The 22,557-nt window shown below is 54.2% G+C and carries 19 protein-coding genes, 2 rRNA genes and 2 pseudogenes; all 23 read right to left on the reverse strand.

The window, feature by feature from the left end; genetic code table 11:
• Window positions 1-64: 64 nt before the first annotated feature.
• Window positions 65-490: a 50S ribosomal protein L11 gene (gene rplK / locus PM3016_RS34700; RefSeq protein ID WP_013921177.1), complete on the reverse strand. Its 426-nt coding sequence runs from the start codon at window positions 488-490 to the stop codon at window positions 65-67.
• Window positions 491-534: 44 nt separating this feature from the next.
• Window positions 535-1,068, reverse strand: coding sequence for a transcription termination/antitermination protein NusG (gene nusG / locus PM3016_RS34705; protein WP_014372564.1), 534 nt, complete (start codon window positions 1,066-1,068; stop codon window positions 535-537).
• Between the two features lie 26 nt (window positions 1,069-1,094).
• On the reverse strand, window positions 1,095-1,307 hold the full coding sequence (gene secE / locus PM3016_RS34710; protein WP_013921179.1) for a preprotein translocase subunit SecE: 213 nt from the start codon (window positions 1,305-1,307) through the stop codon (window positions 1,095-1,097).
• A gap of 18 nt (window positions 1,308-1,325) precedes the next feature.
• Window positions 1,326-1,475 carry a 50S ribosomal protein L33 gene (gene rpmG, locus PM3016_RS37775; protein WP_014372565.1) on the reverse strand — a complete coding sequence of 50 codons (150 nt, stop codon included), beginning with the start codon at window positions 1,473-1,475 and terminating at the stop codon, window positions 1,326-1,328.
• A gap of 399 nt (window positions 1,476-1,874) precedes the next feature.
• Window positions 1,875-2,519 carry an RNA polymerase sporulation sigma factor SigH gene (gene sigH / locus PM3016_RS34715; protein WP_014372566.1) on the reverse strand — a complete coding sequence of 215 codons (645 nt, stop codon included), beginning with the start codon at window positions 2,517-2,519 and terminating at the stop codon, window positions 1,875-1,877.
• Window positions 2,520-2,633: 114 nt separating this feature from the next.
• Window positions 2,634-3,149, reverse strand: coding sequence for an NYN domain-containing protein (locus PM3016_RS34720; protein WP_013921182.1), 516 nt, complete (start codon window positions 3,147-3,149; stop codon window positions 2,634-2,636).
• Between the two features lie 15 nt (window positions 3,150-3,164).
• Window positions 3,165-3,920 (reverse strand): 23S rRNA (guanosine(2251)-2'-O)-methyltransferase RlmB, encoded by a 756-nt coding sequence (gene rlmB, locus PM3016_RS34725; protein WP_013921183.1) that lies wholly within the window; start codon window positions 3,918-3,920, stop codon window positions 3,165-3,167.
• Window positions 3,921-3,942: 22 nt separating this feature from the next.
• Window positions 3,943-4,377 carry a Mini-ribonuclease 3 gene (locus PM3016_RS34730; RefSeq protein ID WP_041619351.1) on the reverse strand — a complete coding sequence of 145 codons (435 nt, stop codon included), beginning with the start codon at window positions 4,375-4,377 and terminating at the stop codon, window positions 3,943-3,945.
• 11 nt (window positions 4,378-4,388) lie between these two features.
• A pseudogene (gene cysS / locus PM3016_RS34735) lies at window positions 4,389-5,785 on the reverse strand (cysteine--tRNA ligase).
• A gap of 1 nt (window position 5,786) precedes the next feature.
• Complete coding sequence (gene cysE / locus PM3016_RS34740) at window positions 5,787-6,434, reverse strand: serine O-acetyltransferase (RefSeq protein WP_014372568.1); 648 nt, start codon at window positions 6,432-6,434, stop codon at window positions 5,787-5,789.
• A gap of 436 nt (window positions 6,435-6,870) precedes the next feature.
• Window positions 6,871-8,319: pseudogene (gltX, locus tag PM3016_RS34745) on the reverse strand (glutamate--tRNA ligase).
• A gap of 84 nt (window positions 8,320-8,403) precedes the next feature.
• A complete protein-coding gene (ispF, locus tag PM3016_RS34750) occupies window positions 8,404-8,886 on the reverse strand; it encodes a 2-C-methyl-D-erythritol 2,4-cyclodiphosphate synthase (protein WP_013921188.1) in 483 nt (160 codons plus the stop codon).
• The gene (gene ispD / locus PM3016_RS34755) at window positions 8,883-9,590 is read right to left on the reverse strand and encodes a 2-C-methyl-D-erythritol 4-phosphate cytidylyltransferase (RefSeq protein ID WP_014372569.1); all 708 of its coding nucleotides are present in this window, start codon (window positions 9,588-9,590) and stop codon (window positions 8,883-8,885) included. Before ispD ends, ispF begins: the two co-directional genes overlap by 4 nt.
• Window positions 9,591-9,683: 93 nt before the next feature.
• Window positions 9,684-10,778, reverse strand: coding sequence for a PIN/TRAM domain-containing protein (locus PM3016_RS34760; RefSeq protein ID WP_014372570.1), 1,095 nt, complete (start codon window positions 10,776-10,778; stop codon window positions 9,684-9,686).
• A 145-nt stretch (window positions 10,779-10,923) separates the two neighbouring features.
• On the reverse strand, window positions 10,924-11,655 hold the full coding sequence (gene pssA, locus PM3016_RS34765) for a CDP-diacylglycerol--serine O-phosphatidyltransferase (RefSeq protein WP_013921191.1): 732 nt from the start codon (window positions 11,653-11,655) through the stop codon (window positions 10,924-10,926).
• 76 nt (window positions 11,656-11,731) lie between these two features.
• A complete protein-coding gene (disA, locus tag PM3016_RS34770) occupies window positions 11,732-12,814 on the reverse strand; it encodes a DNA integrity scanning diadenylate cyclase DisA (RefSeq protein WP_013921192.1) in 1,083 nt (360 codons plus the stop codon).
• 11 nt (window positions 12,815-12,825) lie between these two features.
• Window positions 12,826-14,193, reverse strand: coding sequence for a DNA repair protein RadA (gene radA / locus PM3016_RS34775; protein ID WP_014653014.1), 1,368 nt, complete (start codon window positions 14,191-14,193; stop codon window positions 12,826-12,828).
• Between the two features lie 167 nt (window positions 14,194-14,360).
• Entirely contained in the window at window positions 14,361-16,805 is a 2,445-nt protein-coding gene (clpC, locus tag PM3016_RS34780; RefSeq protein ID WP_014372572.1) for an ATP-dependent protease ATP-binding subunit ClpC, read from the reverse strand.
• 73 nt (window positions 16,806-16,878) lie between these two features.
• Complete coding sequence (locus tag PM3016_RS34785; protein ID WP_013921195.1) at window positions 16,879-17,946, reverse strand: protein-arginine kinase McsB; 1,068 nt, start codon at window positions 17,944-17,946, stop codon at window positions 16,879-16,881.
• Between the two features lie 28 nt (window positions 17,947-17,974).
• Window positions 17,975-18,493 carry a protein-arginine kinase activator protein McsA gene (locus tag PM3016_RS34790; protein WP_013921196.1) on the reverse strand — a complete coding sequence of 173 codons (519 nt, stop codon included), beginning with the start codon at window positions 18,491-18,493 and terminating at the stop codon, window positions 17,975-17,977.
• Between the two features lie 53 nt (window positions 18,494-18,546).
• The gene (locus PM3016_RS34795; protein ID WP_013921197.1) at window positions 18,547-19,008 is read right to left on the reverse strand and encodes a CtsR family transcriptional regulator; all 462 of its coding nucleotides are present in this window, start codon (window positions 19,006-19,008) and stop codon (window positions 18,547-18,549) included.
• 393 nt (window positions 19,009-19,401) lie between these two features.
• Window positions 19,402-19,518: ribosomal RNA gene (gene rrf / locus PM3016_RS34800) — 5S ribosomal RNA — on the reverse strand.
• Between the two features lie 96 nt (window positions 19,519-19,614).
• Window positions 19,615-22,548, reverse strand: a 23S ribosomal RNA gene (locus tag PM3016_RS34805).
• Window positions 22,549-22,557: the final 9 nt, after the last annotated feature.

Raw genomic sequence — 22,557 nt, forward strand, 5'->3', positions numbered from 1 at the left:
CCCACTGAATGGCAGTCCCGGTTACAGGAATGCCTAAAGCCGGCACGCTATCATCAGATGACGATTAGTCTTCGATGATAACGCCCATGCTGCGAGCTGTACCTTCAACCATACGCATTGCAGCTTCAACAGATGCAGCGTTAAGGTCAGGCATTTTTTGCTCGGCGATTTCACGAACTTTCGAACGCTTAACCGTTGCGACTTTCTTCTTGTTTGGCTCACCGGAACCTTTTTCGATTCCAGCAGCAACGCGAAGCAGTACTGCAGCCGGCGGAGTTTTCGTTTCGAACGTGAAGGAACGGTCTTCGAATACCGTAATAACAACCGGAATGATCAGACCTGCTTGGTCAGCTGTACGAGCATTGAACTCTTTGCAGAACGCCATGATGTTCACGCCTGCTTGACCAAGTGCCGGACCGATTGGCGGCGCCGGATTCGCTTTCCCTGCAGGAACCTGCAGCTTCACCATTTTGATAACCTTTTTTGCCATGTGTGACACCCCCTCATCCGTAGTATGGCAGACTTTCCAGTAACCTAGATCTTCTCAACCTGGTTATAGTCAAGCTCCAAAGGAGTCTCTCTGCCGAACATGTTTACATGAACCTTCAGCTTAGCTTTGTCGAGCAGAATTTCTTCTACCGATCCGACAAAGTTGGCGAAAGGCCCGACCTTTACGCGCACGGTTTCTTTGAGCTCGAAATCGATCTTCGGTTTTGGCTCCTCGATCCCCATGTGCTTGAGAATGGAGTCCACTTCCTCAGGAAGCAGCGCCGTCGGCTTCGATCCGGAACCGGTCGAACCCACAAATCCGGTAACGCCAGGCGTATTGCGCACAACATACCAGGAATCGTCCGTCTGGATCATCTCCACAAGAACATAACCCGGGTACACTTTGCGCATAACCGTCTTTTTCTTACCGTCTTTGTTCACAAGTTCTTCTTCCATGGGTACGAGAACACGGAAGATCTTGTCCTTCATGTCCATGGATTCAACGCGTTTCTCCAAGTTTGCCTTCACCTTGTTTTCATACCCGGAGTAGGTATGTACGACGTACCATCTTTTTTCCATTTCCATAGCGCCACCTGTAGTCATCATCATTCGAACACGAGGCGAAGCAGCTCAGAAATGCCCAAGTCTAACACGTAGAAGTACACCGTCACGAAGATGACCGTAAATAACACAACTAGCGTATAGGTAGTGAGCTCTTTACGGGTAGGCCACTTCACCTTTTTCAGCTCTGCCCAGGCATCGCCGAAGAAAGAAAATGTGTTGCCGAATCCCTGCTTCATTCTAGCCAAAAAGGACACAACTACACCTCCAAAAAACTAGCGAGTCTCGCGATGAGCCGTTTGTTCATTGCAAAACTTGCAATATTTCTTCAACTCCATGCGGTCGGGATGGTTGCGCTTATTTTTGGAAGACGTATAGTTTCTTTGCTTGCAGTTCGTGCACGCTAGCGTGATGATCACCCGCATGATGTCACCTCCTACGGACCAGCCTCAAAATTTACCTTACGATACTAGAGTAAACGTCTTAATGCATCTCTCGCTTTCGCAAAAGATCGGTTCAAGAAGAACTGCTAATGCATTTTCTTATCAAACCAGCAAAAAAACGCCTTTCGTCCCTAAGGCTACCTGAATACTTTAGCATACGCCCTATTCCATGTCAAGAAAAAAGCATAAAGTAAGCATCCGTCCCTTGACTTCATTATTAACTTAGCGCACCTTTTTTAAACAAAGTTTTCCAAGAATCAAGCTAGGGAGTTACTTGCCAGCAGCGAACAAACATTCTATAATAGAGTTGTTCCATAACTTACATCCATAATTTACATATAAATATAAAAAGCACCCTGCAAGGTTTGCAAGGTGCCGGCTCTAAGCGTCACGCACTTCCAAATAACGTTCCAACTTCCGTTTGACCCGCTGCAGCGCATTGTCTATCGACTTTACATGCCGGTCTAGATCCACAGCAATCTCCTGATAAGACCGCCCGTCCAAATAAAGCATGAGCACCCTGCGCTCCAGGTCACTCAGGATTTCTCCCATTTTGTCTTCCAACCCGCTAAACTCTTCCTGATTGATAATCAATTCCTCCGGGTCGGATACACGTGAGCCGCAAATGACATCCAGCAGCGTCCGGTCGGAGTCTTCATCATAAATAGGCTTGTCCAGCGATACATAGGAATTCAGCGGAATATGCTTCTGTCGGGTAGCTGTCTTAATGGCCGTAATGATCTGGCGGGTGATGCATAGTTCGGCAAACGCCTTGAAGGAAGCGAGTTTATCGCCGCGAAAGTCACGAATCGCCTTATACAGGCCAATCATGCCTTCTTGCACGATGTCTTCGCGATCAGCACCGATAAGAAAATAAGAACGCGCCTTAGCGCGAACGAAATTCTTATACTTATTAATTAGGTATTCCAGTGCGTCACTGTCCCCTTCTCGGACCGCTTCGACAATATCTTCGTCTGCCTTGAGGTCGTATTCGGACATTCTCAACTCTTTGAGGTCGACACTCACCACAATCCCCCCGGCCTACGCTTGAAAGATAGGATTAGTATACATTATGTAATCTATCATCGTCAACCGAATCCCCTGCGAAAAACCTTTTTCTGCCAAGACCTATGCCAGGGTTCACTTCCCCCGCCTCCACTTTTCGAGCTGATCGAGCGTATCCTTATCCAGCCTGCTGTCAAACGTATTGGTCCGCCTGTCCGTATCCTGCTCGATCTTCCGCCGGATGTCCTGACGGGCGGCACGGACTTTGATCAGCAGCTCGGAAGCAGGGATACGGAACGCCCCTTTGCCGAAGATCACATGCTGCTCCGTCATGTCGGAAGTGGCCACATAGACCTGCTTGCGCCGGCCCACATGAGCGGTAACGAGGCGCTCGATAAGTTCGTCCGCGGTTTCCTTCTCTTTCGTATAATACACGGGAAGACGGCTCTGCAGATACTTGCCGCCAAGTCCAGGTACATAGTATGCGTCAAAAACCACGATCACTTTCATTCCTGAGAAAGATTGGTATTCTGCCATGATTTCAATAAGCCTGTCGCGTGCTTCCTCCAGCCGGATCTCTTTGAGCTGCTGCAGATGCGGCCAGGCTCCAATGATGTTGTAACCGTCCACGATGAGGATTTCCTGAATCATAGCTCATCTCCCGCTTTAGCGGGCCGCCGCCATCCGTTGCCGAACCGTTTCATACATGAATACGCCCGCGGCAACGGAAGCATTGAGCGAATTGATACTTCCCGACATCGGCAGCTTCAGAAGAAAATCGCATTTCTCCCGGATGAGTCGCCCCATTCCCTTCTGCTCATTGCCAATCACAATTGCAAGCGGCAGGTTCAGGTTTGTCTCGAATGCCGGCTGGGTTGCGGCCACATCCGCTCCGGCAATCCAGACTCCCTCTTCCTTGAGCAGGTCGATCGTCTGGGCCAGATTCGTTACCCTGGCAACCGGCACATATTCCACCGCGCCGGCCGAGGTCTTGGAGACGGTCGCGGTAAGCCCTACCGACCGGCGCTTGGGAATGATGACCCCATGAACCCCGGTACAGTCCGCCGTACGCAGAATTGAACCCAGGTTATGCGGGTCCTCGATCTCGTCCAGCAGCAGCAGGAACGGCTCTTCCCCTTTCTCCCGCGCCCGGGCCAGCAGATCCTCCACTTCCACGTATGCATAGGCGGCTACCTGAGCCACTACCCCTTGATGCTGAAGTCCGGGTGCCATGGCATCAAGCTTGCGCTTATCCGCGTTCTGGACAATAATCCCCTGTGCCTTGGCCTCCGCCAGGATCGGCGCGACGACCTGCTTCTGAGCTCCCTCGGCGATCCAGATCTTGTTGATCGACCGTCCCGACCGCAGAGCCTCCATAACGGAGTGCTTGCCCCCGATGATATCTTCCTCTTTTTCTTCCATTATGGCTCCCCCTCTCCAGTATTTACTGCGTATCCTGCGTTTCCAGCGTAAGCCGGAGAAGCTCTTGCAGTCTCTCATAGCGCCCCAGGTAATACAGATAGCCCACGAGACATTCAAAAGCCGTACTGTGCCGGTATTCCAAAATATCCGCATTCTTTGCGGACGATCCGGATTTGGCGTTACGCCCGCGTTTGACGATATCGGTCTCTTCTTCGGTCAGCAGCGGCATCCACCGCTCCAGCGCCTTCGCTTGAGCCTTCGCCGATACGTACCGGGTGCACAGCTTATGCATATGGTTCGGCTTATGATTGGTCTGTGAGACAACATACTGCCTGATGTACATCTCATATATGGCATCCCCCATATAAGCCAGCACCAATGGGTTCAGCAGCTTCGGTTCTTTGGCCGGAGGAAAGGCGAACAGCCCGCCCCCCAGCGTAAGTTCTGATATTTCCACTCGATAGTCCCCTATTTCCGCCGCCAACGAATGCCCTGCGCCGTATCTTCCAGCAGGATACCCCGCGCCGTCAGCAGGTCGCGAATTTCATCGGCCCGTGCCCAATTCTTGGATTTGCGGGCTTCCGTCCGTTCGATGATCAGCTGCTCGATCTCATCGTCAAGCAGACCTTCATCCTCCGGAGTTAGTATGCCCAACACGCCGTCCATCGCTGCAAACTGCTCCAGCAGAAGCTGAAGAGAAGCCGTTCTTACGCTCTCGCGCGCCGCGTACGGATTTGCAAAGTTAACCAGCTCAAACATCGCGGTGATGGCATCCGGTGTGTTGAAGTCATCGTTCATTTTGGCTTCGAACTGCTCCTTCACGGCCTGTACGGCTGCGGACACCTCCTCTTCCGCGTCCCCTTCCGCTGCGGACTGAAGACGGTGCTTCAGCCCCGCAATACAGTTCTCGAGCCGGGCCAGGCTCCCTTTGGCCTGCTCTACAGCTTCATCGCTGAAATTCAGCGGGTTGCGGTAGTGGCCTGACAGCATGAAGTAACGGATCACCTGGGATGGGATGGATTCCAGCAGCCGGTTTACATTGATGCCGTTACCGAGCGACTTGGACATTTTCTCATTGTTGATGTTCACAAACCCGTTGTGCATCCAGTAGTTCGCCATGGCATGACCGGTCATCCCCTCGGACTGAGCAATCTCACACTCATGGTGAGGGAACGCCAGATCCTGGCCGCCGCCATGAATATCAATGGTGTCACCCAGGAATTTACGGACCATGGCCGAGCATTCGATATGCCATCCCGGACGTCCTTCGCCCCAAGGGCTGGACCAGGAGATCTCACCGGGCTTCGCTGCTTTCCACAGCACAAAATCCTGCGGATTCTCCTTGCGCTCGTCTACATCCACGCGGATGCCGTATTGGAGCTCTTCAAGATTCTGATGCGAGAGCTTGCCGTATTCGGGGAAACTCCGTGTGCGGAAGTACACGTCTCCTCCCGCTTCATAAGCCAGCCCCTTCTCCTCAAGACCAGAGATGAACTCGATGATCTCCGTCATGTTCTGCGTGACTCGCGGATGCAGCGTCGCTTCCCGGAGCCCAGACCTTTGGTGTCCTCATAGTACTTCTGTACGAAGAGATCGGCGACTTCCGGAACGGTCATGCCCATATCGGAGGCCTTGCGGATCAGTTTGTCGTCCACATCGGTGAAATTAACGACATAGTTTACTTCATAACCGACGGATTCCAGATACCGGCGCACCACATCAAAGAAAATAACCGGACGGGCATTGCCGATATGGATATAATCATAGACCGTCGGCCCGCACACATACATTTTTACCTTACCCGGATCCAGGGGCCTGAACTCTTCCTTGGTACGCGACATCGTATTGTAAATCTTCAGGGTCATCCTACTTCCCTCCGCTTCTGGCTTTCATGGAATCGAGCTCCATCTTGAGCTCATCGATCTGCTGCTGGGTCTGGCGGAACATATCCACCACGGGATCCGGCAGCTTGTCGTGCTCGAGACGTCCTACCCGGACGCCATCCCGCTTGACGATTCTTCCCGGTATCCCTACCACCGTACTATTCGGCGGCACTTCACTCAAGACCACGGCATTCGTACCGATCCGCGAATTGTCACCCACCGTGAAGGATCCGGTAACCTTGGCCCCTGCCGAGATGACCACATTGTTGCCGATTGTCGGGTGGCGCTTGCCGCGCTCCTTCCCCGTCCCCCCCAGCGTTACTCCATGGTAGAGCAGTACATCGTCGCCGATCTCGCAGGTCTCCCCGATGACCACCCCCATGCCGTGGTCGATGAAGAACCTTCTTCCGATGGTCGCCCCCGGGTGAATCTCAATCCCGGTCATAAACCGGCTGATCTGGGAGATCACTCTGGCCAGGGTAAACCAGCGTTTGCGATAAAACCAATGGGCGACCCGGTGCGCCCACAAGGCATGCAGGCCGGCATAAGTGAAGACCACTTCAAACCAGCTTCTGGCTGCTGGGTCGTTCTCGAAGATCGTCTCGATGTCTTCTTTCATTCTTCTAAACATACCAGTATCACCACTTCCCCCGCCCTTATACCCCATCTGGAAAACTCTGCAAAGCTCCCCCGCTTCGGGACAAATCAAAAAGCCCCTACAGCCCTTACGGGCTGCAGAGGCGTTCGAAGCGCGGTTCCACTCTGCTTGGTCCGGCCGCCTGCGGAGTTCTTCCTCCAGGCATACCTTCCCATCTTCATCGTTCGTAACGTGAACGCCACGGCACAGACTACCCTGCCGCTGCAGCATGTTTGCTCACAGCAGATCGGCTGTGCGGCTCCCGGGTGCACTTCCGTCAATAGAAGGGTTGAACGACTTCCAGCCAGGTCTCCATCGGACCGGTCGTTCTCTCTGAGAAACCCTGCAGTTGCGTACTCTCCCGTTCGTCGCCATAGAAACTATAGAATTGCCAAAATGTTATTGTCAGTATATCGGAAAACCGACCCTATTACAATAATTTCTTAAGCCGCGCGGCTACCGTCTCACGACCAAGAAGATACAGGGTCATGTTGAGATCCGGACCATGCATTTGGCCGGTCAGCGCCACACGGATGGTCATGAAGAGCTGCTTCCCTTTATAACCTGTAGAAGTCTGCACGGCCTTAATCAGGCCTTTGAGCGCATCCACGCTGAACTCAGCCGCCCCTTCCACTTGCTCCAGGAAGCTGCGAAGCACTACCGGTGCATGTTCTTCCCCGAGCATTGCCTGGGCTTCCTCGTCGTAGCTGGCGTCCTCTCGGAAGAACAGCTCGGAAAGAGGGACGATCTCAGCCGCATAGCGAAGCTGCTCCTGATAAAGTCCCACCAGCGAACGGACCCACTGCTGCTGCTCGGCCGTAAGCTCTTCCGGCAGGCGTCCGGCCTGCTGCAGGTGCGGCAGAGCCAGGGCCGTGATCCGGTCCGTATCGGCTTTCTTGATATATTGGTTGTTCATCCAGTTCAGTTTATCCATATCGAATACGGCCGGACTCTTCGATACCCGGTCAAGATCGAACTGGGCGATCAGTTCCTCCTTGGTGAAGATCTCCTCTTCCCCTTTGGGGGACCAGCCCAGCAGGGCAATGAAGTTCATGACCGCTTCCGGCAGGTAACCGAGCTCTCTATACTGCTCGATGAATTGAATGATGGATTCATCGCGCTTGCTCATCTTCTTGCGGTCCTGGTTCAGGATCAGCGCGAGGTGGGCAAACTCCGGTACAGGCAGCCCCAGCGCCTCGTACATCATGATCTGGCGGGGGTGTTCGTCAGGTGCTCCTCCCCGCGGATCACCAGACTGATCTTCATCAGGTGGTCATCCAGAATAACCGCAAAGTTATAGGTAGGAATCCCATCCGGACGGACGATAATGAAATCTCCGATGCCGTTCGTCTCGAACTCCACCTGCTCGCGTATACGGTCCACGAACGAGATGGTCTGGTCCGCCGGCACGCGGAAACGGATCGACGGCTTGCGTCCCTCCGCCTCGAAGGCGGCGATCTGCTCGGCCGTCAGGTGGCGGCAGCGGCCGGAGTACATCGGCATCTCGCCGGCGGCCTCCTGAGCGGCCCGCTCCTGCTCCAGATCCGCTTCGGAGCAGTAACAGCGGTAAGCGTTGCCCTCTCTCAGCAGCTGCTCCACAAAAGGCTGATACAGGTCCAGCCGCTCGGTCTGCCGGTAAGGACCATAAGGCCCGCCGATATCCACGCTCTCGTCCCAATCGACGCCAAGCCACTTCAGCCCCTCGAGCTGGCTGCCGATCCCGGACTCCAGATGCCGTGTCTGATCCGTATCTTCGAGACGGATAATGAACTTGCCGCTCCTTGCGAGCAAGCAAATAATCGAACAGGGCCGTTCTCGCCCCGCCGATATGTAAGTGTCCCGTAGGACTCGGAGCATACCTTACCCGTAACTCTGACATATCCCCGTCTCTCCTCCCAAGCCTTCCCCCGGCGTCTCTCGCGCTACCCAAGGAATGCCGTTCCTGTCCAAAGTTTATTTGTTATCATAGCACATCTCGAATTAAGCAAACAACAGCCTGCGCCGCGATCCCTTCCCCTCTGCCGGTGAAGCCGAGCTGCTCGGTTGTCGTTGCTTTCACGTTCACCTGCGAAGCCTCGGCACCGAGTCCGGCCGCGATCCGTTCCACCATCGCCGGGATATACGGAGCCATCTTTGGCCGCTGGGCAATAATCGTGCAATCGGCATTGCCGAGCCGGTACCCCATCGATTTGGCATGGGTCCAAACCTGCTCCAGCAGCACATAGCTGTCCGCATCTTTGAACGCGGCATCGGTATCCGGAAAATGCTTGCCGATATCTCCAAGCCCCAGGGCCCCCAGAATAGCATCACTCAGCGCATGCAGCAGTACATCCGCATCGGAGTGGCCCAGAAGCCCTTTCTCATAAGGAATCTCGACCCCGCCGATAATGCAGGGGCGTCCCTCTACCAGCTGATGCACATCGAATCCTTGTCCTACACGTATCATTCTGACACCTCTCCTCTGGCATGACGCAGAATCCATTCCGCCCAAGGCAGATCCTCCGGCGTCGTGATCTTGATATTGTAATAATCCGAGGGAACCACATCGACGGGATGACCCAGCCACTCGACCAGCATGGCATCATCCGTTCCCATGAATCCTTCCTGCCGGGCCTTCTCATGGGCATCCAGCAGCAGGGCAAAACGAAAAGCCTGCGGGGTCTGGATCGCCCACAAGCTGCTTCTGTCGGGGGTGGATTGGATGGTCCCGTTCGAGCCGACAACCTTAATCGTATCCTTGACCGGAACCGCCAGTACGGCGGCCCCCATCTCTTGAACACGCTGAAGGCAGGCAAGAACATGATCCGGATGAGCAAAGGGTCTGACCCCGTCATGCACCATAACCCATTCCGTAGACCGGCCCAAGGCCAGCAGCCCCTGATAAACGGAGTCCTGCCTTTCCTTCCCCCCGGGTATAATGTGTTTACATTTGGTCAGTCCGTACTGATTCGCATAATCGCGGCAGCGCTGGACATCTTCCCTGCCGGTAACAAGGACGATCTCTTCCACAGCGCTCATCTTCTCGAACCGCTCGAGCGTATGTACGATGATGGGCTTGCCGTCAAGCAGCAGATACTGCTTGCTCTCCTTCGTGCCCATTCGTGATCCGCGGCCTGCGGCCACGATAATGATTCCCAGCTTGTCCGCCATCTTGTCCACCTGCCATTGTTCTAAGCCTCAGGCGTTGCGTCCGGCGAGTGCCAAGCGCGAGCGTCCTAAGCGTATCCCTTCTATCATACCGGATCAGAGCGCTTTTTCCAATAGCTTCGGCTTGGCGAAGATCATGCGTCCGGCGGAGGTCTGCAGGACACTGGTAACAAGCACGTCGAGCGTCGTACCGATGAAATCCCGGCCGCCTTCGACGACAATCATCGTGCCGTCATCAAGATAAGCTACACCCTGACCATGCTCCTTGCCGTCTTTAATGACCTGTACGAGGATTTCTTCCCCAGGCAGCACCACCGGCTTGACCGCATTCGCCAAGTCATTGATGTTCAGCACCGACACCCCTTGAAGCTCACATACTTTATTGAGATTAAAATCATTCGTGATTACCTTACCCTGCAGCACCTTGGCCAGACGGACCAGCTTGCTGTCCACCTCGGAGATTTCATCGAAGTCCCCTTCATAGATCAGAACTTTGACATCAAGCTCCTTCTGGATCTTGTTAAGGATATCGAGGCCCCGGCGCCCCCGGTTGCGCTTCAGCAGATCCGAGGAGTCCGCAATATGCTGCAGCTCTTCCAGAACGAATTCCGGGATCACCAGTGTTCCCTCAATAAAGCCCGTTTTGCAAATATCCGCGATTCTTCCGTCGATGATAACGCTGGTATCCAGGATCTTGTGTTCCTCGAAGCCTTTGGCCTCTCCCTGATTTCCTCTGCTCCGGTCCTTGCGCTTATTCTCCAGAAACGCGAGCAGTTCTTCCTTTTTCACACGGCCGAGCCGAAATCCCGCATAAGTCAAAACGGCTACGCAGAGCATCAGGAGCAGCGGATTCAGCGCCCCCGTCCTCTCCAATGGATAGAGCAGTACGGAAGAAACGACGAGTCCGATAACCATGCCTGCCGAACCGGCCACAAGATCGATAACCGGAACATTTGTGATACGCTCTTCACCCTGCTGCAGCGCTTGGATCAGACCGCGGTAGACTGACCCGCTGACCGACCAGAACAGAACCGCTCCGAGCAGGAACATCCACCCTTTCACTCCGCTGATCTCCAAGCCCGTTACGGATGCTATGACGTCAAAAAGCGGCCTCCCGATCATATCACTGCATTGAACACCCAGCGCACCGCCGATAACTGCAAACAGAAGTTGGAACCCTTTTTTCATCATAGACTTCACCTCCATCAATTCCATATTCTTTTTATGCTTTCGTTACAATTATGAACCAAAACCTTCCTGCTTAATCCTCGCATCCCCGCTGAAAATAAAAAAAGCGCCATTTCCTCTCAAGGAAACGACGCTTCAGCTAACAGCATTATACAGTTGTGGTTTTCGACTCCGCTTCTTCTTTCTTTCTTTTCCGGCGGCCGATGAAGAAGAGCCGATCAACGTTTTTTTTTAGGCCGTACAGCGCGTAGAGGAGCAGCGGTACAAAAATCATCTTGGACAGCGTTCCCGGGAACATCACTGCCAGCACAACAGCAATGATGACCACGATCGGCGTAATCCAGATCGCCGCTTTCGGAATTCCGACCTTCTTGAAGTTCGGGTACTTCACTGTGCTCACCATCAGGTAGGAAAGCAGCAGAGTCGAAAGCACAAGCACGATCGTATTCAGTTCTTTATGGAACAAGGCCAGCGTACAGAGTACACCGCCCGCTGCCGGAATCGGCAGACCGATGAAGTAGCCCGGCGTACCGGCAACAACGTTAAAGCGGGCGAGACGGAGGGCGCCGCAGATAGGGAATACTGCGGTCACGATCCAGGCTGCAGCAGCATTCATTTCGGTGAAAGCAACGACGTACATGATAAAAGCGGGAGCAACGCCAAACGAGATGACGTCGGAGAGGGAGTCGAGTTCTTTGCCGAATTCGCTCTGCGCATTGAGAGCCCGGGCGACTCGTCCGTCCAAACCGTCCAGAAGCATGGCTACGATGACCATGATGGCCGCCAGCTCCGGTTTATTATTAAACACCATGATAATTGCGATGATACCTAAGAACAGATTCCCGACGGTAAATACGTTCGGCAGGGATTTTGTTATCATTAGTTGGCTCCACCTCTGGTTATACTGTACCCTAATACTTTGTATTATATTAGGCTACCCTCTGATTGTATGCACTTTAGATATGTCTGTCAATGAGTACCTGATCTTGGATCCGCTTGAGTCCTTCCTTGATCGCTCTCGCCCGAACCTCGCCAATGCCGTCGACTTCGTCCAGCTCTTCAATAGTGGCCATCATGAGATGAGGCAGCGTTTTGAAACGTTCAATCAGATTGTGAATAATGACTGCCGGCAGCCGCGGAATCTTGTTCAATACCCGGTATCCTCTAGGAGACACGCTCTCCTCAGCGCTGCTTGAAGCGTTAGGGTATCCCAACGCTTTGGCGATATGGGAATGATCCAGCATTTCTTCGGATGCAAGCCGCTTCAGCACCGAAAGCACTTCGCGGATCTTCTCCTCGCTCGGATCCCTTATATAATCTTTTACGAGCAAGTACGCTTCAAGTTCCGTATTTCCCACTAATTCTTCCAGCTGCATCGAGATGAGGCGGCCCTCATTCCCGAGTTCATTAATATACCTCTTAATCTCCGCCTTAATACGGAGCACCATCTCCACCCGCTGAATGACTCCGGTGACATCATGCAGGGTAACCAGCTCTTCAAACTCCGAAGCGGCCAGATTCGTCATTCCCTGATCCTGCACCGACTTGTATTTTTCAAGAGTTTGGATCGCCTGGTTCGCTTTGGTCAGGATTACGCCAATGTCCTTCAGGGCGTACCGCAGGTTACCCTGATACAAGGTAATGACATTGCGGCGCTGGGAGATGGACACGACGAGCTTCTGGGTCTGCCTCGCCACCCGCTCTGCGGTTCTGTGCCGGATGCCCGTTTCGCTGGAAGCAATGGAGGAGTCGGGGATGAGCTGCGTATTCGCAAAAAGAATCCGCTTCAGATCCTCACTCAGAATGATCGCCCCGTCCATCTTCGCCAGCTCATACAGATAGTTTGGAGAAAACTCGCAGTTAATGGAGAAGCCGCCGTCGACAATCTCCATCACCTCGGGGCCGCAGCCCACGACAATAAGCCCCCCCGTCTTTGCCCGCAGCACGTTCTCCAACCCGTCCCGGAAAGGGGTTCCCGGCGCAACAAGCTGCAGGAGCTGGCTCATTACGTCCCGTTTGGCTTCTTCCTTGTTGCTCAAGGGTGTCCCTCCTATACTAAAGCGGCCGAAAGCGCTTCGGCCACGGTGTTCACGCCAATAATCTCGATCCCCGCAGGGGGTGTCCATCCCTTGAGGCTCTTCTGCGGCAGGATGATCCGTTTGAATCCGAGCTTCTGGGCTTCACGCACCCGCTGATCCACACGGGAGACTCCGCGGACTTCACCCGTTAGGCCGATCTCACCGATGATGACATCAAACGGCTGGGTCGGCTGGTCACGGAAGCTGGAAGCGATACTCACCGCTACCGCCAAATCGACGGCAGGCTCATCCAGCTTCACCCCGCCGGCGATGTTCAGATACGCATCCTGGTTCTGCAGGAACATGCCCATGCGCTTCTCCAGCACCGCGATGATCAAAGAAAGCCGGTTATGGTCGTAGCCTGTAGCCATCCGCCGCGGCGACGGGAAATTGGTCTGTGAGACCAGTGCCTGCAGCTCGACCAGGACGGGCCTCGTGCCTTCCATGGCGGCGACTACCGTCGAACCTGATACGCCAAGCGGGCGCTCCGACAAGAACAGCTCGGATGGGTTGCTGACTTCCACGAGTCCGATTTCCTGCATCTCGAAAATTCCGATCTCGTTGGTCGACCCGAACCGGTTCTTCACCGCCCGAAGCAGCCGGTACGAATGATGGCGTTCCCCCTCAAAGTACAGAACGCAGTCCACCATATGCTCGAGCATCCGCGGCCCCGCGATCGCCCCTTCTTTGGTAACATGGCCAACGAGTACCGTAGCTATACCTTTTCCTTTGGCGATCCGCATAAAGTGCCCCGTACATTCCCGCACCTGAGATACGCTTCCCGGCGCAGACTCCACGGCAGGATGGTACACCGTCTGAATCGAGTCGATGACGACGAAATCCGGACGGATCTCATCGATCGCCGCCTCGATAAACTGGGCGTTGGTCTCCGACAGGACGAAGAGCAGCGGGGAAATCGCCTGCAGCCGGTCCGCACGCAGCTTGGTCTGGCGTACCGATTCTTCACCCGAGATATAGAGCACCTTGCACTCCTGCTTGGTCAGCTCGTAAGAAGTCTGCAGCAGAAGGGTGGATTTGCCGATCCCCGGGTCTCCTCCCACAAGGATCAGGGATCCCGGTACGATGCCGCCCCCGAGCACACGGTTGAGCTCCCGGTTCTCGGTAATGATCCGGGCTTCTTCGCTGCTTTCTATGTTTATGATCGATACGGCTTTTTCTTTCTTCTCCGAAGCTCCCCCATGGAAGCCCCGGCTCTTGGACACCGTCTCGATTTCTTCCACAAAAGAATTCCATGCCTGGCAGCCGGGACACTTGCCCAGCCACTTGGGTGATTCGTATCCGCACTCCGAACAGAAAAACTTGGTCTTGGTCTTAGCCATGCTGTTATCACTGCCTTTCAGTTCCATTACAAAGTTTACCATGGTTTCCCTTGCCTTGAAAACCCTTCCCGGGCCCGTACGCAAAAAAAGAAGCCCTGCAGCCGCAAAACGGTCTGCAGGAGCTTCTTCTCTGTATAAGTCAGCCTTCAAAAGCACTTGGCAGGTCCTTATGCCTGCGATGTTACCCCTTGGGTACGCTCGACCACGAGGTCTCCATCTTTCTCGTCGATCGTGAGCGTATCTCCTTTGCTGATGTTGCCGCGGAGCAGCTCTTCGGACAGGCGGTCTTCGATATGCTTCTGGATCGCCCGGCGAAGCGGTCTTGCACCGAAGGAAGGATCATAGCCTTCTTTGGCAAGGAAGGCCTTGGCCGCATCCGTCAGAACAAAGTCCACTTCCTGCTCTTTCAGGCGCTTGCGGAGTTCTTCCGCCATGAGGGAAACGATCTGACCGATGTGCGCTTCGTCCAGGGAGTGGAACACAATGATCTCGTCGATCCGGTTCAGGAACTCCGGACGGAAGCTCTTCTTGAGCTCGCCCATGACCTTATCCTTCATGTTGCCGTACTCTTTGCCGGCATCAATCGTGGCGGTAAAGCCAAGGGTCGAGTTCTTCTTGATGACATCGGCACCGACGTTGGATGTCATGATGATCAGGGTGTTGCGGAAGTCTACCGTACGTCCCTTGGAATCGGTCAGACGGCCGTCTTCCAGCACCTGCAGAAGAATGTTGAACACTTCCGGGTGAGCTTTCTCGATCTCATCGAGAAGCACGACCGAGTAAGGCTTGCGGCGTACTTTCTCGGTGAGCTGGCCGCCTTCTTCGTACCCGACATATCCTGGAGGCGCCCCTACCAGACGGGAGGTGGAATGCTTCTCCATATACTCGGACATGTCGATCCGGATCACGGAGTTTTCATCACCGAACAGAGATTCGGCAAGCGCACGGGCAAGCTCGGTTTTACCTACCCCTGTAGGACCAAGGAAGATGAAGGAGCCCATCGGACGCTTCGGATCCTTGAGACCTGCTCTCGCCCGGCGGATGGCACGGGATACGGCCTTAACGGCTTCATCCTGACCGATGACCCGGTCGTGAAGGATCGATTCCATCTGAAGCAGGCGCTGCGTCTCTTCCTCCGCCAGCTTCACGACCGGAATGCCGGTCCAGCTTGCGACTACCTGGGCAATGTCATCCGGTGTCACTTCGGAGTCCGTGCGGCCCTGCTTCTCCTTCCACTCATTCTTCGTGGAATCGAGCTCTTCACGCAGCTTCTGTTCCGTGTCCCGCAGGGATGCGGCCTTCTCGAACTCCTGGCTCTGCACCGCAGCATCCTTCTCCTTGCGGATATCCTCAAGCCGGCTTTCGAGCTTCTTCAGATCCGGCGGTACCGTATAGGAGCGGAGCCTCACTTTGGAGCTCGCCTCGTCGATCAAGTCAATCGCTTTGTCCGGTAGGAAGCGGTCCGTAATGTAGCGGTCTGACAGCTTCACAGCCTGTTCGATGGCCTCATCGGTGATTTTCACCCGGTGATGCGCTTCGTAACGGTCACGCAGACCGTGCAGGATCTGGATCGCTTCGTCCGGCGATGGCTGATCCACCGTAATCGGTTGGAAGCGGCGCTCCAGAGCTGCGTCTTTCTCAATATATTTGCGGTATTCGTCCAGCGTCGTGGCCCCGATGCACTGCAGCTCGCCGCGGGCAAGAGCAGGTTTCAGGATGTTGGAAGCGTCAATCGCGCCTTCCGCTCCCCCTGCACCGATCAGCGTGTGAAGCTCATCGATGAAGAGCACGATGTTGCCGGCTTGACGAATTTCGTCCATGATCTTCTTGAGACGGTCCTCGAATTCGCCGCGGTACTTCGTACCGGCTACCACGGATCCCATATCCAGCGTCATGACGCGCTTGTCACGAAGCGTTTCCGGAATTTCGTTGGCGACGATTTTCTGGGCCAATCCTTCGGCAATTGCCGTCTTACCTACGCCGGGTTCCCCGATCAGAACCGGGTTGTTCTTCGTCCGGCGGCTGAGCACCTGAATTACGCGCTCAATTTCCTTGCTCCGGCCGATGACCGGATCGAGGTTACCTTCCTTGGCGTAAGCCGTCAGGTCACGGGCCAGGCCGTCCAGCGTCGGCGTATTCACATTGGCCGGGTTACCATGATTCGGCGAGACTACTTCGCTGCTGCCAAGCAGCTGAAGCACCTGCTGGCGTGCCTTGTTGAGGCTTACGCCCAGGTTGCCGAGCACGCGTGCAGCGACGCCTTCTCCCTCACGGATCAGACCGAGCAGGATATGCTCCGTCCCCACATACGTGTGTCCCAGCTTGCGGGCTTCATCCATCGACAGCTCGATGACTTTTTTCGCCCGCGGGGTGTAAGCAATATTGGAGGGCTGTTCTTGACCTCTGCCGATCAGGGATTCCACTTCATCCTGGATTTTCTCAAGTCCAAGACCCAGCGCAATCAGCGCCTTCGCTGCAATCCCTTCGCCTTCACGAATCAGGCCGAGCAGGATATGCTCTGTGCCGATATTGTTATGTCCCAAGCGTACCGCTTCTTCTTGAGCCAAAGAGAGCACTTTCTGTGCGCGTTCCGTAAATCTGCCAAACATCATGTATAACACCTCCATGGTTGGTATAACAAAATGACGTTCCCACTGCTTATGGATTCCCTTTCGGGTAGAGCCGTCAGCCGGCTGCCGAGATTTTTTCCCGGATGAGCTGAGCCCTTCTTATGTCTCTTTCTTCAGGCGTTAGCTTTTCTCCTGCTGTCTGCTGTAAAAAACCAGGTTGTGTCATCACAAGCAGCTCATTGAGCACGTGCGGCGACACATTTTTGATAAAGCCGAGATCAATCCCCAGCCTTACGTCGGACAGCCTCTGAGCCGCTTCCTTGGAATCCATAATCGCCGCATAAGAGAGTATGCCGTAGGAACGGCTGACCCGGTCCAGAATCTTGGGACGGGTCTCATGGATCAGCCTCTGCCGTGCCGCCCTCTCATGTTCGATAATCTGGCGGACGACGCTGTACAAATTATCGATGATCTCCTCTTCCGATTGCCCGAGGGTAATCTGATTGGAAATCTGGAATAAGTTGCCGAGGGCCTCGCTGCCTTCGCCGTACAAGCCCCTTACTGCCAACCCTACCTGCGTGATTGCGGATAAAATCCGGTTAATCTGCTGCGTCAACACCAGAGCCGGCAGGTGAATCATAACTGAGGCCCGAATGCCGGTGCCTACATTCGTCGGACAGCTTGTCATATACCCGCGCTTCTCGTCGAAGGCATATTCCAGCTGCGTCTCGAAGACATCGTCGATCTGCCCTGCCAGGTCCCATGCTTCCTTGATCTGAAAGCCGGGGCACAAGCATTGTATTCGAAGGTGGTCCTCTTCATTCACCATGATGGAGATCGACTCGTTGTCGCTCAGGATGACCGCTCCGTTACGGGACTCGTTGGCTAATGCCGGGGAGATGAGATGCTTCTCCACCAGGACGCGGCGCTGCAGCTCATCCAGATCCGCAAGCGGGAGCAGCGTGAAACGGGAGATCGTTCCCAGCTCTTCGCTCTCCAATACCTTGGCAGCCAGCTCGGCAACCTCCTTGGACTGCCCGTTCGTGGCCAGCATGGGGAAAGGGTATTCCCGGATGTTCCGGGCAAGACGGATCCGGCTGGAGATGACGATATCCGAATCAGGCCCTTCCCCCTTCATCCATTCACTCAGCGCATGCTGGGTGAAACGGCTCGCTTCCGTCATATGCATTCCTCCTTACGGTGTGAGCGGGTCACCCTTCGGCAACCTTCTTCTCCAGCTCCCGGATCTGGTCCCGGATCTGTGCCGCCTGCTCAAATTCCTCGTTCTCTATGCGAATCAGCATGTCTTTCTTCAGCTGATCGATCTCACGTTTATATTTAATTAACCCACCCGAACGCTTCGGAACCTTACCGATATGGACCGTGTTCCCATGCACCCGTTTGAACAGGGGATCGAGTTTGTCACCGAAGTACTTGTAGCATTCGCTGCAGCCGAAGCGCCCTACCTTACTGAATTGTCCGTAAGTTAAGCCGCAGTGCTCGCACCGGCTGGGTTGGGCTTTATTCGCAACCGTGCTGTGGGCCGAAGGCTCGAAGTCCAGGAGCCCGCTGAGCAGATTGTGAATCGAGAAGCCGTTAGGCGTGCCCGGGATCAGTTCCCCTTTTTCCCTTGCACAGGTTTCACAGATGTGAAATTCCGTTTTTTCACCATTCAGGATTTTCGTAAAATGCAGGGTAGCCTGCTTTTTGCCGCATTCCTGACAAAGCATCCGGTTCCCTCCCTTTCTGCCATAAGCAGCAGTACATCGTTTGGTTCAAAAGATTATTTGCTCAATAAGGCAATCAGCATAGCCTTCAGCATCCGGGCACGGAGTTCATCCCTCAATGGAAGCTTGAGTCCCAGGACTTCCCGGGCTACGGCAGCCTTCATGATCCCGGCTTCGCGAGGGGTGATAAACCCGCCCTCTTCCAGCTGATACAGCAGACCTTCGGATGCCGTCTGATCCATATGCGTCGAGATCGTCTGGAAGATATGATCCAGTACGGCTCCATGGGAGTGGAGCTCGATTCTCTGGATGCGGATGTAACCGCCTCCCCCGCGCTTGCTCTCGACCACATAGCCCTTCTCCAGGGTAAATCGGGTACTAATCACATAATTAATCTGGGAAGGCACACATTGAAACTGATCCGCCAGATCGTTGCGCTGAATCTCGATTACGCCATCGGGGCTCTGCTGCAATACCTGCTTCAGATACTGTTCTATCATTTCTGAAACATTGCGCATCCATTCAACCTCCAAAGGCAAAGTATATACGAAGAAAAACGCCTGCGTGTCCGCCTGGGACAAAAGAATGTTGGTCTCTGTTCAGCCGCCGCATAAGCACAACGTTATACTTCATTGCGATTCGTTAACGCCTTATTCATTGACTTTGACTTTCTTTGACTTTAAATACATTATAGCAGATATTCTCAAGAATGCAACAGGTCTAGGCCTCGCTGTAGCGCTGGCTTCTGGTGATGCTTCTGATTAGTATTATTCCCAATCCCGGAGCAAAACAGAACCACACTTCGGGAAAACATCTCTTATATGACGGCTTGGCTGCGACAGCCTCACTCACCTTTTTTATTAACCCAAAAGAGCCCCTTTGGACTCATGGTCCAAAGGGGCTCTTCATTGGCTTGGCGACGTTCTACTCTCCCAGGACCCTGCGGTCCAAGTACCATCGACGCTGGAAGGCTTAACGTTCGTGTTCGGGATGGGTACGCGTGGTTCCCTTCCGCCATCATCACCAAACGGTTGTTCAAGGCTTGCACCTTGAAAACTGGATACGAAACTGCTAGCTGAAGACCTAACATCTATATTACTGCCGCCGCTTCCTTCAGGAAGCTTGTGGATAAGCCCTCGACCGATTAGTATTCGTCAGCTCCACGCGTTGCCGCGCTTCCACCCCGAACCTATCAACCTCGTCGTCTACAAGGGGTCTTACATACTGGGAAATCTCATCTTGAGGGGGGCTTCACGCTTAGATGCTTTCAGCGCTTATCCCGTCCGTACTTGGCTATCCAGCCGTGCTCCTGGCGGAACAACTGGTACACCAGCGGTACGTCCATCCCGGTCCTCTCGTACTAAGGACAGCTCCTCTCAAATTTCCTGCGCCCGCGACAGATAGGGACCGAACTGTCTCACGACGTTCTGAACCCAGCTCGCGTACCGCTTTAATGGGCGAACAGCCCAACCCTTGGGACCTACTTCAGCCCCAGGATGCGATGAGCCGACATCGAGGTGCCAAACCTCCCCGTCGATGTGGACTCTTGGGGGAGATAAGCCTGTTATCCCCAGGGTAGCTTTTATCCGTTGAGCGATGGCCCTTCCATTCGGTACCACCGGATCACTAAGCCCGACTTTCGTCCCTGCTCGACCTGTTTGTCTCGCAGTCAAGCTCCCTTATGCCTTTGCACTCTTCGAATGATTTCCAACCATTCTGAGGGAACCTTGGGGCGCCTCCGTTACGCTTTAGGAGGCGACCGCCCCAGTCAAACTGCCCACCTGACACTGTCCCCGTACCGGATCACGGTACCAGGTTAGAACTCCGATACGATCAGGGTGGTATCCCAACGGCGCCTCCACCCAAGCTGGCGCTCAGGCTTCTCAGGCTCCCACCTATCCTGTACAGATCGTACCAAAGTCCAATATCAAGCTGCAGTAAAGCTCCATGGGGTCTTTCCGTCTTGTCGCGGGTAACCTGCATCTTCACAGGTATTAAAATTTCACCGGATCTCTCGTCGAGACAGCGCCCAAGTCGTTACGCCATTCGTGCGGGTCAGAATTTACCTGACAAGGAATTTCGCTACCTTAGGACCGTTATAGTTACGGCCGCCGTTTACTGGGGCTTCGGTTCACAGCTTCGGATTGCTCCTAACCGCTCCCCTTAACCTTCCAGCACCGGGCAGGCGTCAGCCCGTATACTTCGCCTTGCGGCTTCGCACAGACCTGTGTTTTTGCTAAACAGTCGCTTGGGCCTTTTCACTGCGGCCCCCTCGGGCTATTCACCCTACCGAGGCACCCCTTCTCCCGAAGTTACGGGGTCATTTTGCCGAGTTCCTTAACGAGAGTTCTTCCGCGCGCCTTAGCATGCTCTGCTCGCCTACCTGTGTCGGTTTGCGGTACGGGCACCTTCTCCCTGGCTAGAGGCTTTTCTTGGCAGCCTGAACTCATGACCTTCGGTACTTAAATTTCCCTCCCCATCACAGCTTAGCCTTACGATGTGCGGATTTGCCTACACATCAGCCTTACTGCTTGGACGAGCATCCATCAGCTCGCGTCACTATCCTTCTGCGTCACCCCATTGCTCATAACGGTTCACGGTGGTACAGGAATTTCAACCTGTTGTCCTTCGACTACGCCTTTCGGCCTCGCCTTAGGTCCCGACTTACCCTGAGCGGACGAGCCTTCCTCAGGAACCCTTAGGCTTTCGGCGGATCAGATTCTCACTGATCTTTTCGTTACTCATACCGGCATTCTCACTTGTATGCAGTCCAGCTGTCCTCACGATCAACCTTCAACCCGCATACAACGCTCCCCTACTGCCCGGGTGCAAACAAGTTTGCACCTTGGACTCATAGCTTCGGTGGTGTGTTTAGCCCCGTTACATTTTCGGCGCAGAGTCACTCGACCAGTGAGCTATTACGCACTCTTTCAATGGTGGCTGCTTCTAAGCCAACATCCTGGTTGTCTGTGCAACTCCACATCCTTTCCCACTTAACACACACTTGGGGACCTTAGCTGATGATCTGGGCTGTTTCCCTCTTGACAATGGATCTTAGCACTCACTGTCTGACTCCCGGGCATCACGTTTGCGGCATTCAGAGTTTGACTGGACTTGGTAACCCTTGGCGGGCCCCGCACCCAATCAGTGCTTTACCTCCGCAACGCTAACCCGAGGCTAGCCCTAAAGCTATTTCGGGGAGAACCAGCTATCTCCGAGTTCGATTGGAATTTCTCCGCTACCCCCACCTCATCCCCGAATTTTTCAACATTCGTGGGTTCGGGCCTCCAGTGCGTGTTACCGCACCTTCACCCTGGACAGGGGTAGATCACACGGTTTCGGGTCTACGTCCACGTACTATGTCGCCCTATTCAGACTCGCTTTCGCTGCGGCTGCGGCTTCTCACCTTAACCTCGCACGGGAACGTAACTCGCCGGTTCATTCTACAAAAGGCACGCCATCACCCATTAACGGGCTCTGACTTCTTGTAAGCACACGGTTTCAGGTTCTTTTTCACTCCGCTCCCGCGGTTCTTTTCACCTTTCCCTCACGGTACTGCTTCACTATCGGTCACCAGGGAGTATTTAGCCTTGGCAGATGGTCCTGCCGGTTTCCCACGAGGTTTCACGTGTCTCGCGGTACTCAGGATCCGTCTAGGATGTTCGCAGAATTTCAGTTACGGGGCTTTTACCCACTCTGGCCGGCCTTTCCAGACCTGTTCGCCTACTCTGCTTAACCCACATTGACGTCCTACAACCCCAAGGAGCAAGCTCCTTGGTTTGGGCTGTTCCGCTTTCGCTCGCCGCTACTGACGGAATCACTATTGTTTTCTTTTCCTGAGGGTACTTAGATGTTTCAGTTCCCCTCGTCTGCCTCCAATGCAGCTATGTATTCACTGCATGGTACATGCGAATTACCACATGTGGGGTTTCCCCATTCGGACATCCCCGGATCAAAGCCTGCTTACGGCTCCCCGAGGCATTATCGTTGTTCGCCACGATCCCTTTCTTCGGCTCCTGGTGCCTAGGCATCCTCCGTGTGCTCTTAATAGCTTAACCTAATCGCTA

The organism is Paenibacillus mucilaginosus 3016, assembly GCF_000250655.1.
GTDB lineage: Bacteria > Bacillota > Bacilli > Paenibacillales > NBRC-103111 > Paenibacillus_G > Paenibacillus_G mucilaginosus.

What these genes read in the sequence shown, in the direction of transcription:
- PM3016_RS34760 (WP_014372570.1), bottom strand. Translation starts at nt 10,778, where the DNA reads ATGATGAAAAAAGGGTTCCAACTTCTGTTTGCAGTTATCGGCGGTGCG.
- rlmB (WP_013921183.1), bottom strand. Translation starts at nt 3,920, where the DNA reads ATGGAAGAAAAAGAGGAAGATATCATCGGGGGCAAGCACTCCGTTATG.
- rpmG (WP_014372565.1), bottom strand. Translation starts at nt 1,475, where the DNA reads ATGCGGGTGATCATCACGCTAGCGTGCACGAACTGCAAGCAAAGAAAC.
- rplK (WP_013921177.1), bottom strand. Translation starts at nt 490, where the DNA reads ATGGCAAAAAAGGTTATCAAAATGGTGAAGCTGCAGGTTCCTGCAGGG.
- PM3016_RS34790 (WP_013921196.1), bottom strand. Translation starts at nt 18,493, where the DNA reads ATGCTTTGTCAGGAATGCGGCAAAAAGCAGGCTACCCTGCATTTTACG.
- PM3016_RS34720 (WP_013921182.1), bottom strand. Translation starts at nt 3,149, where the DNA reads ATGATTCAGGAAATCCTCATCGTGGACGGTTACAACATCATTGGAGCC.
- PM3016_RS34785 (WP_013921195.1), bottom strand. Translation starts at nt 17,946, where the DNA reads ATGACGGAAGCGAGCCGTTTCACCCAGCATGCGCTGAGTGAATGGATG.
- nusG (WP_014372564.1), bottom strand. Translation starts at nt 1,068, where the DNA reads ATGGAAAAAAGATGGTACGTCGTACATACCTACTCCGGGTATGAAAAC.
- PM3016_RS34795 (WP_013921197.1), bottom strand. Translation starts at nt 19,008, where the DNA reads ATGCGCAATGTTTCAGAAATGATAGAACAGTATCTGAAGCAGGTATTG.
- radA (WP_014653014.1), bottom strand. Translation starts at nt 14,193, where the DNA reads ATGGCTAAGACCAAGACCAAGTTTTTCTGTTCGGAGTGCGGATACGAA.
- clpC (WP_014372572.1), bottom strand. Translation starts at nt 16,805, where the DNA reads ATGATGTTTGGCAGATTTACGGAACGCGCACAGAAAGTGCTCTCTTTG.
- ispD (WP_014372569.1), bottom strand. Translation starts at nt 9,590, where the DNA reads ATGGCGGACAAGCTGGGAATCATTATCGTGGCCGCAGGCCGCGGATCA.
- ispF (WP_013921188.1), bottom strand. Translation starts at nt 8,886, where the DNA reads ATGATACGTGTAGGACAAGGATTCGATGTGCATCAGCTGGTAGAGGGA.
- cysE (WP_014372568.1), bottom strand. Translation starts at nt 6,434, where the DNA reads ATGTTTAGAAGAATGAAAGAAGACATCGAGACGATCTTCGAGAACGAC.
- pssA (WP_013921191.1), bottom strand. Translation starts at nt 11,655, where the DNA reads ATGATAACAAAATCCCTGCCGAACGTATTTACCGTCGGGAATCTGTTC.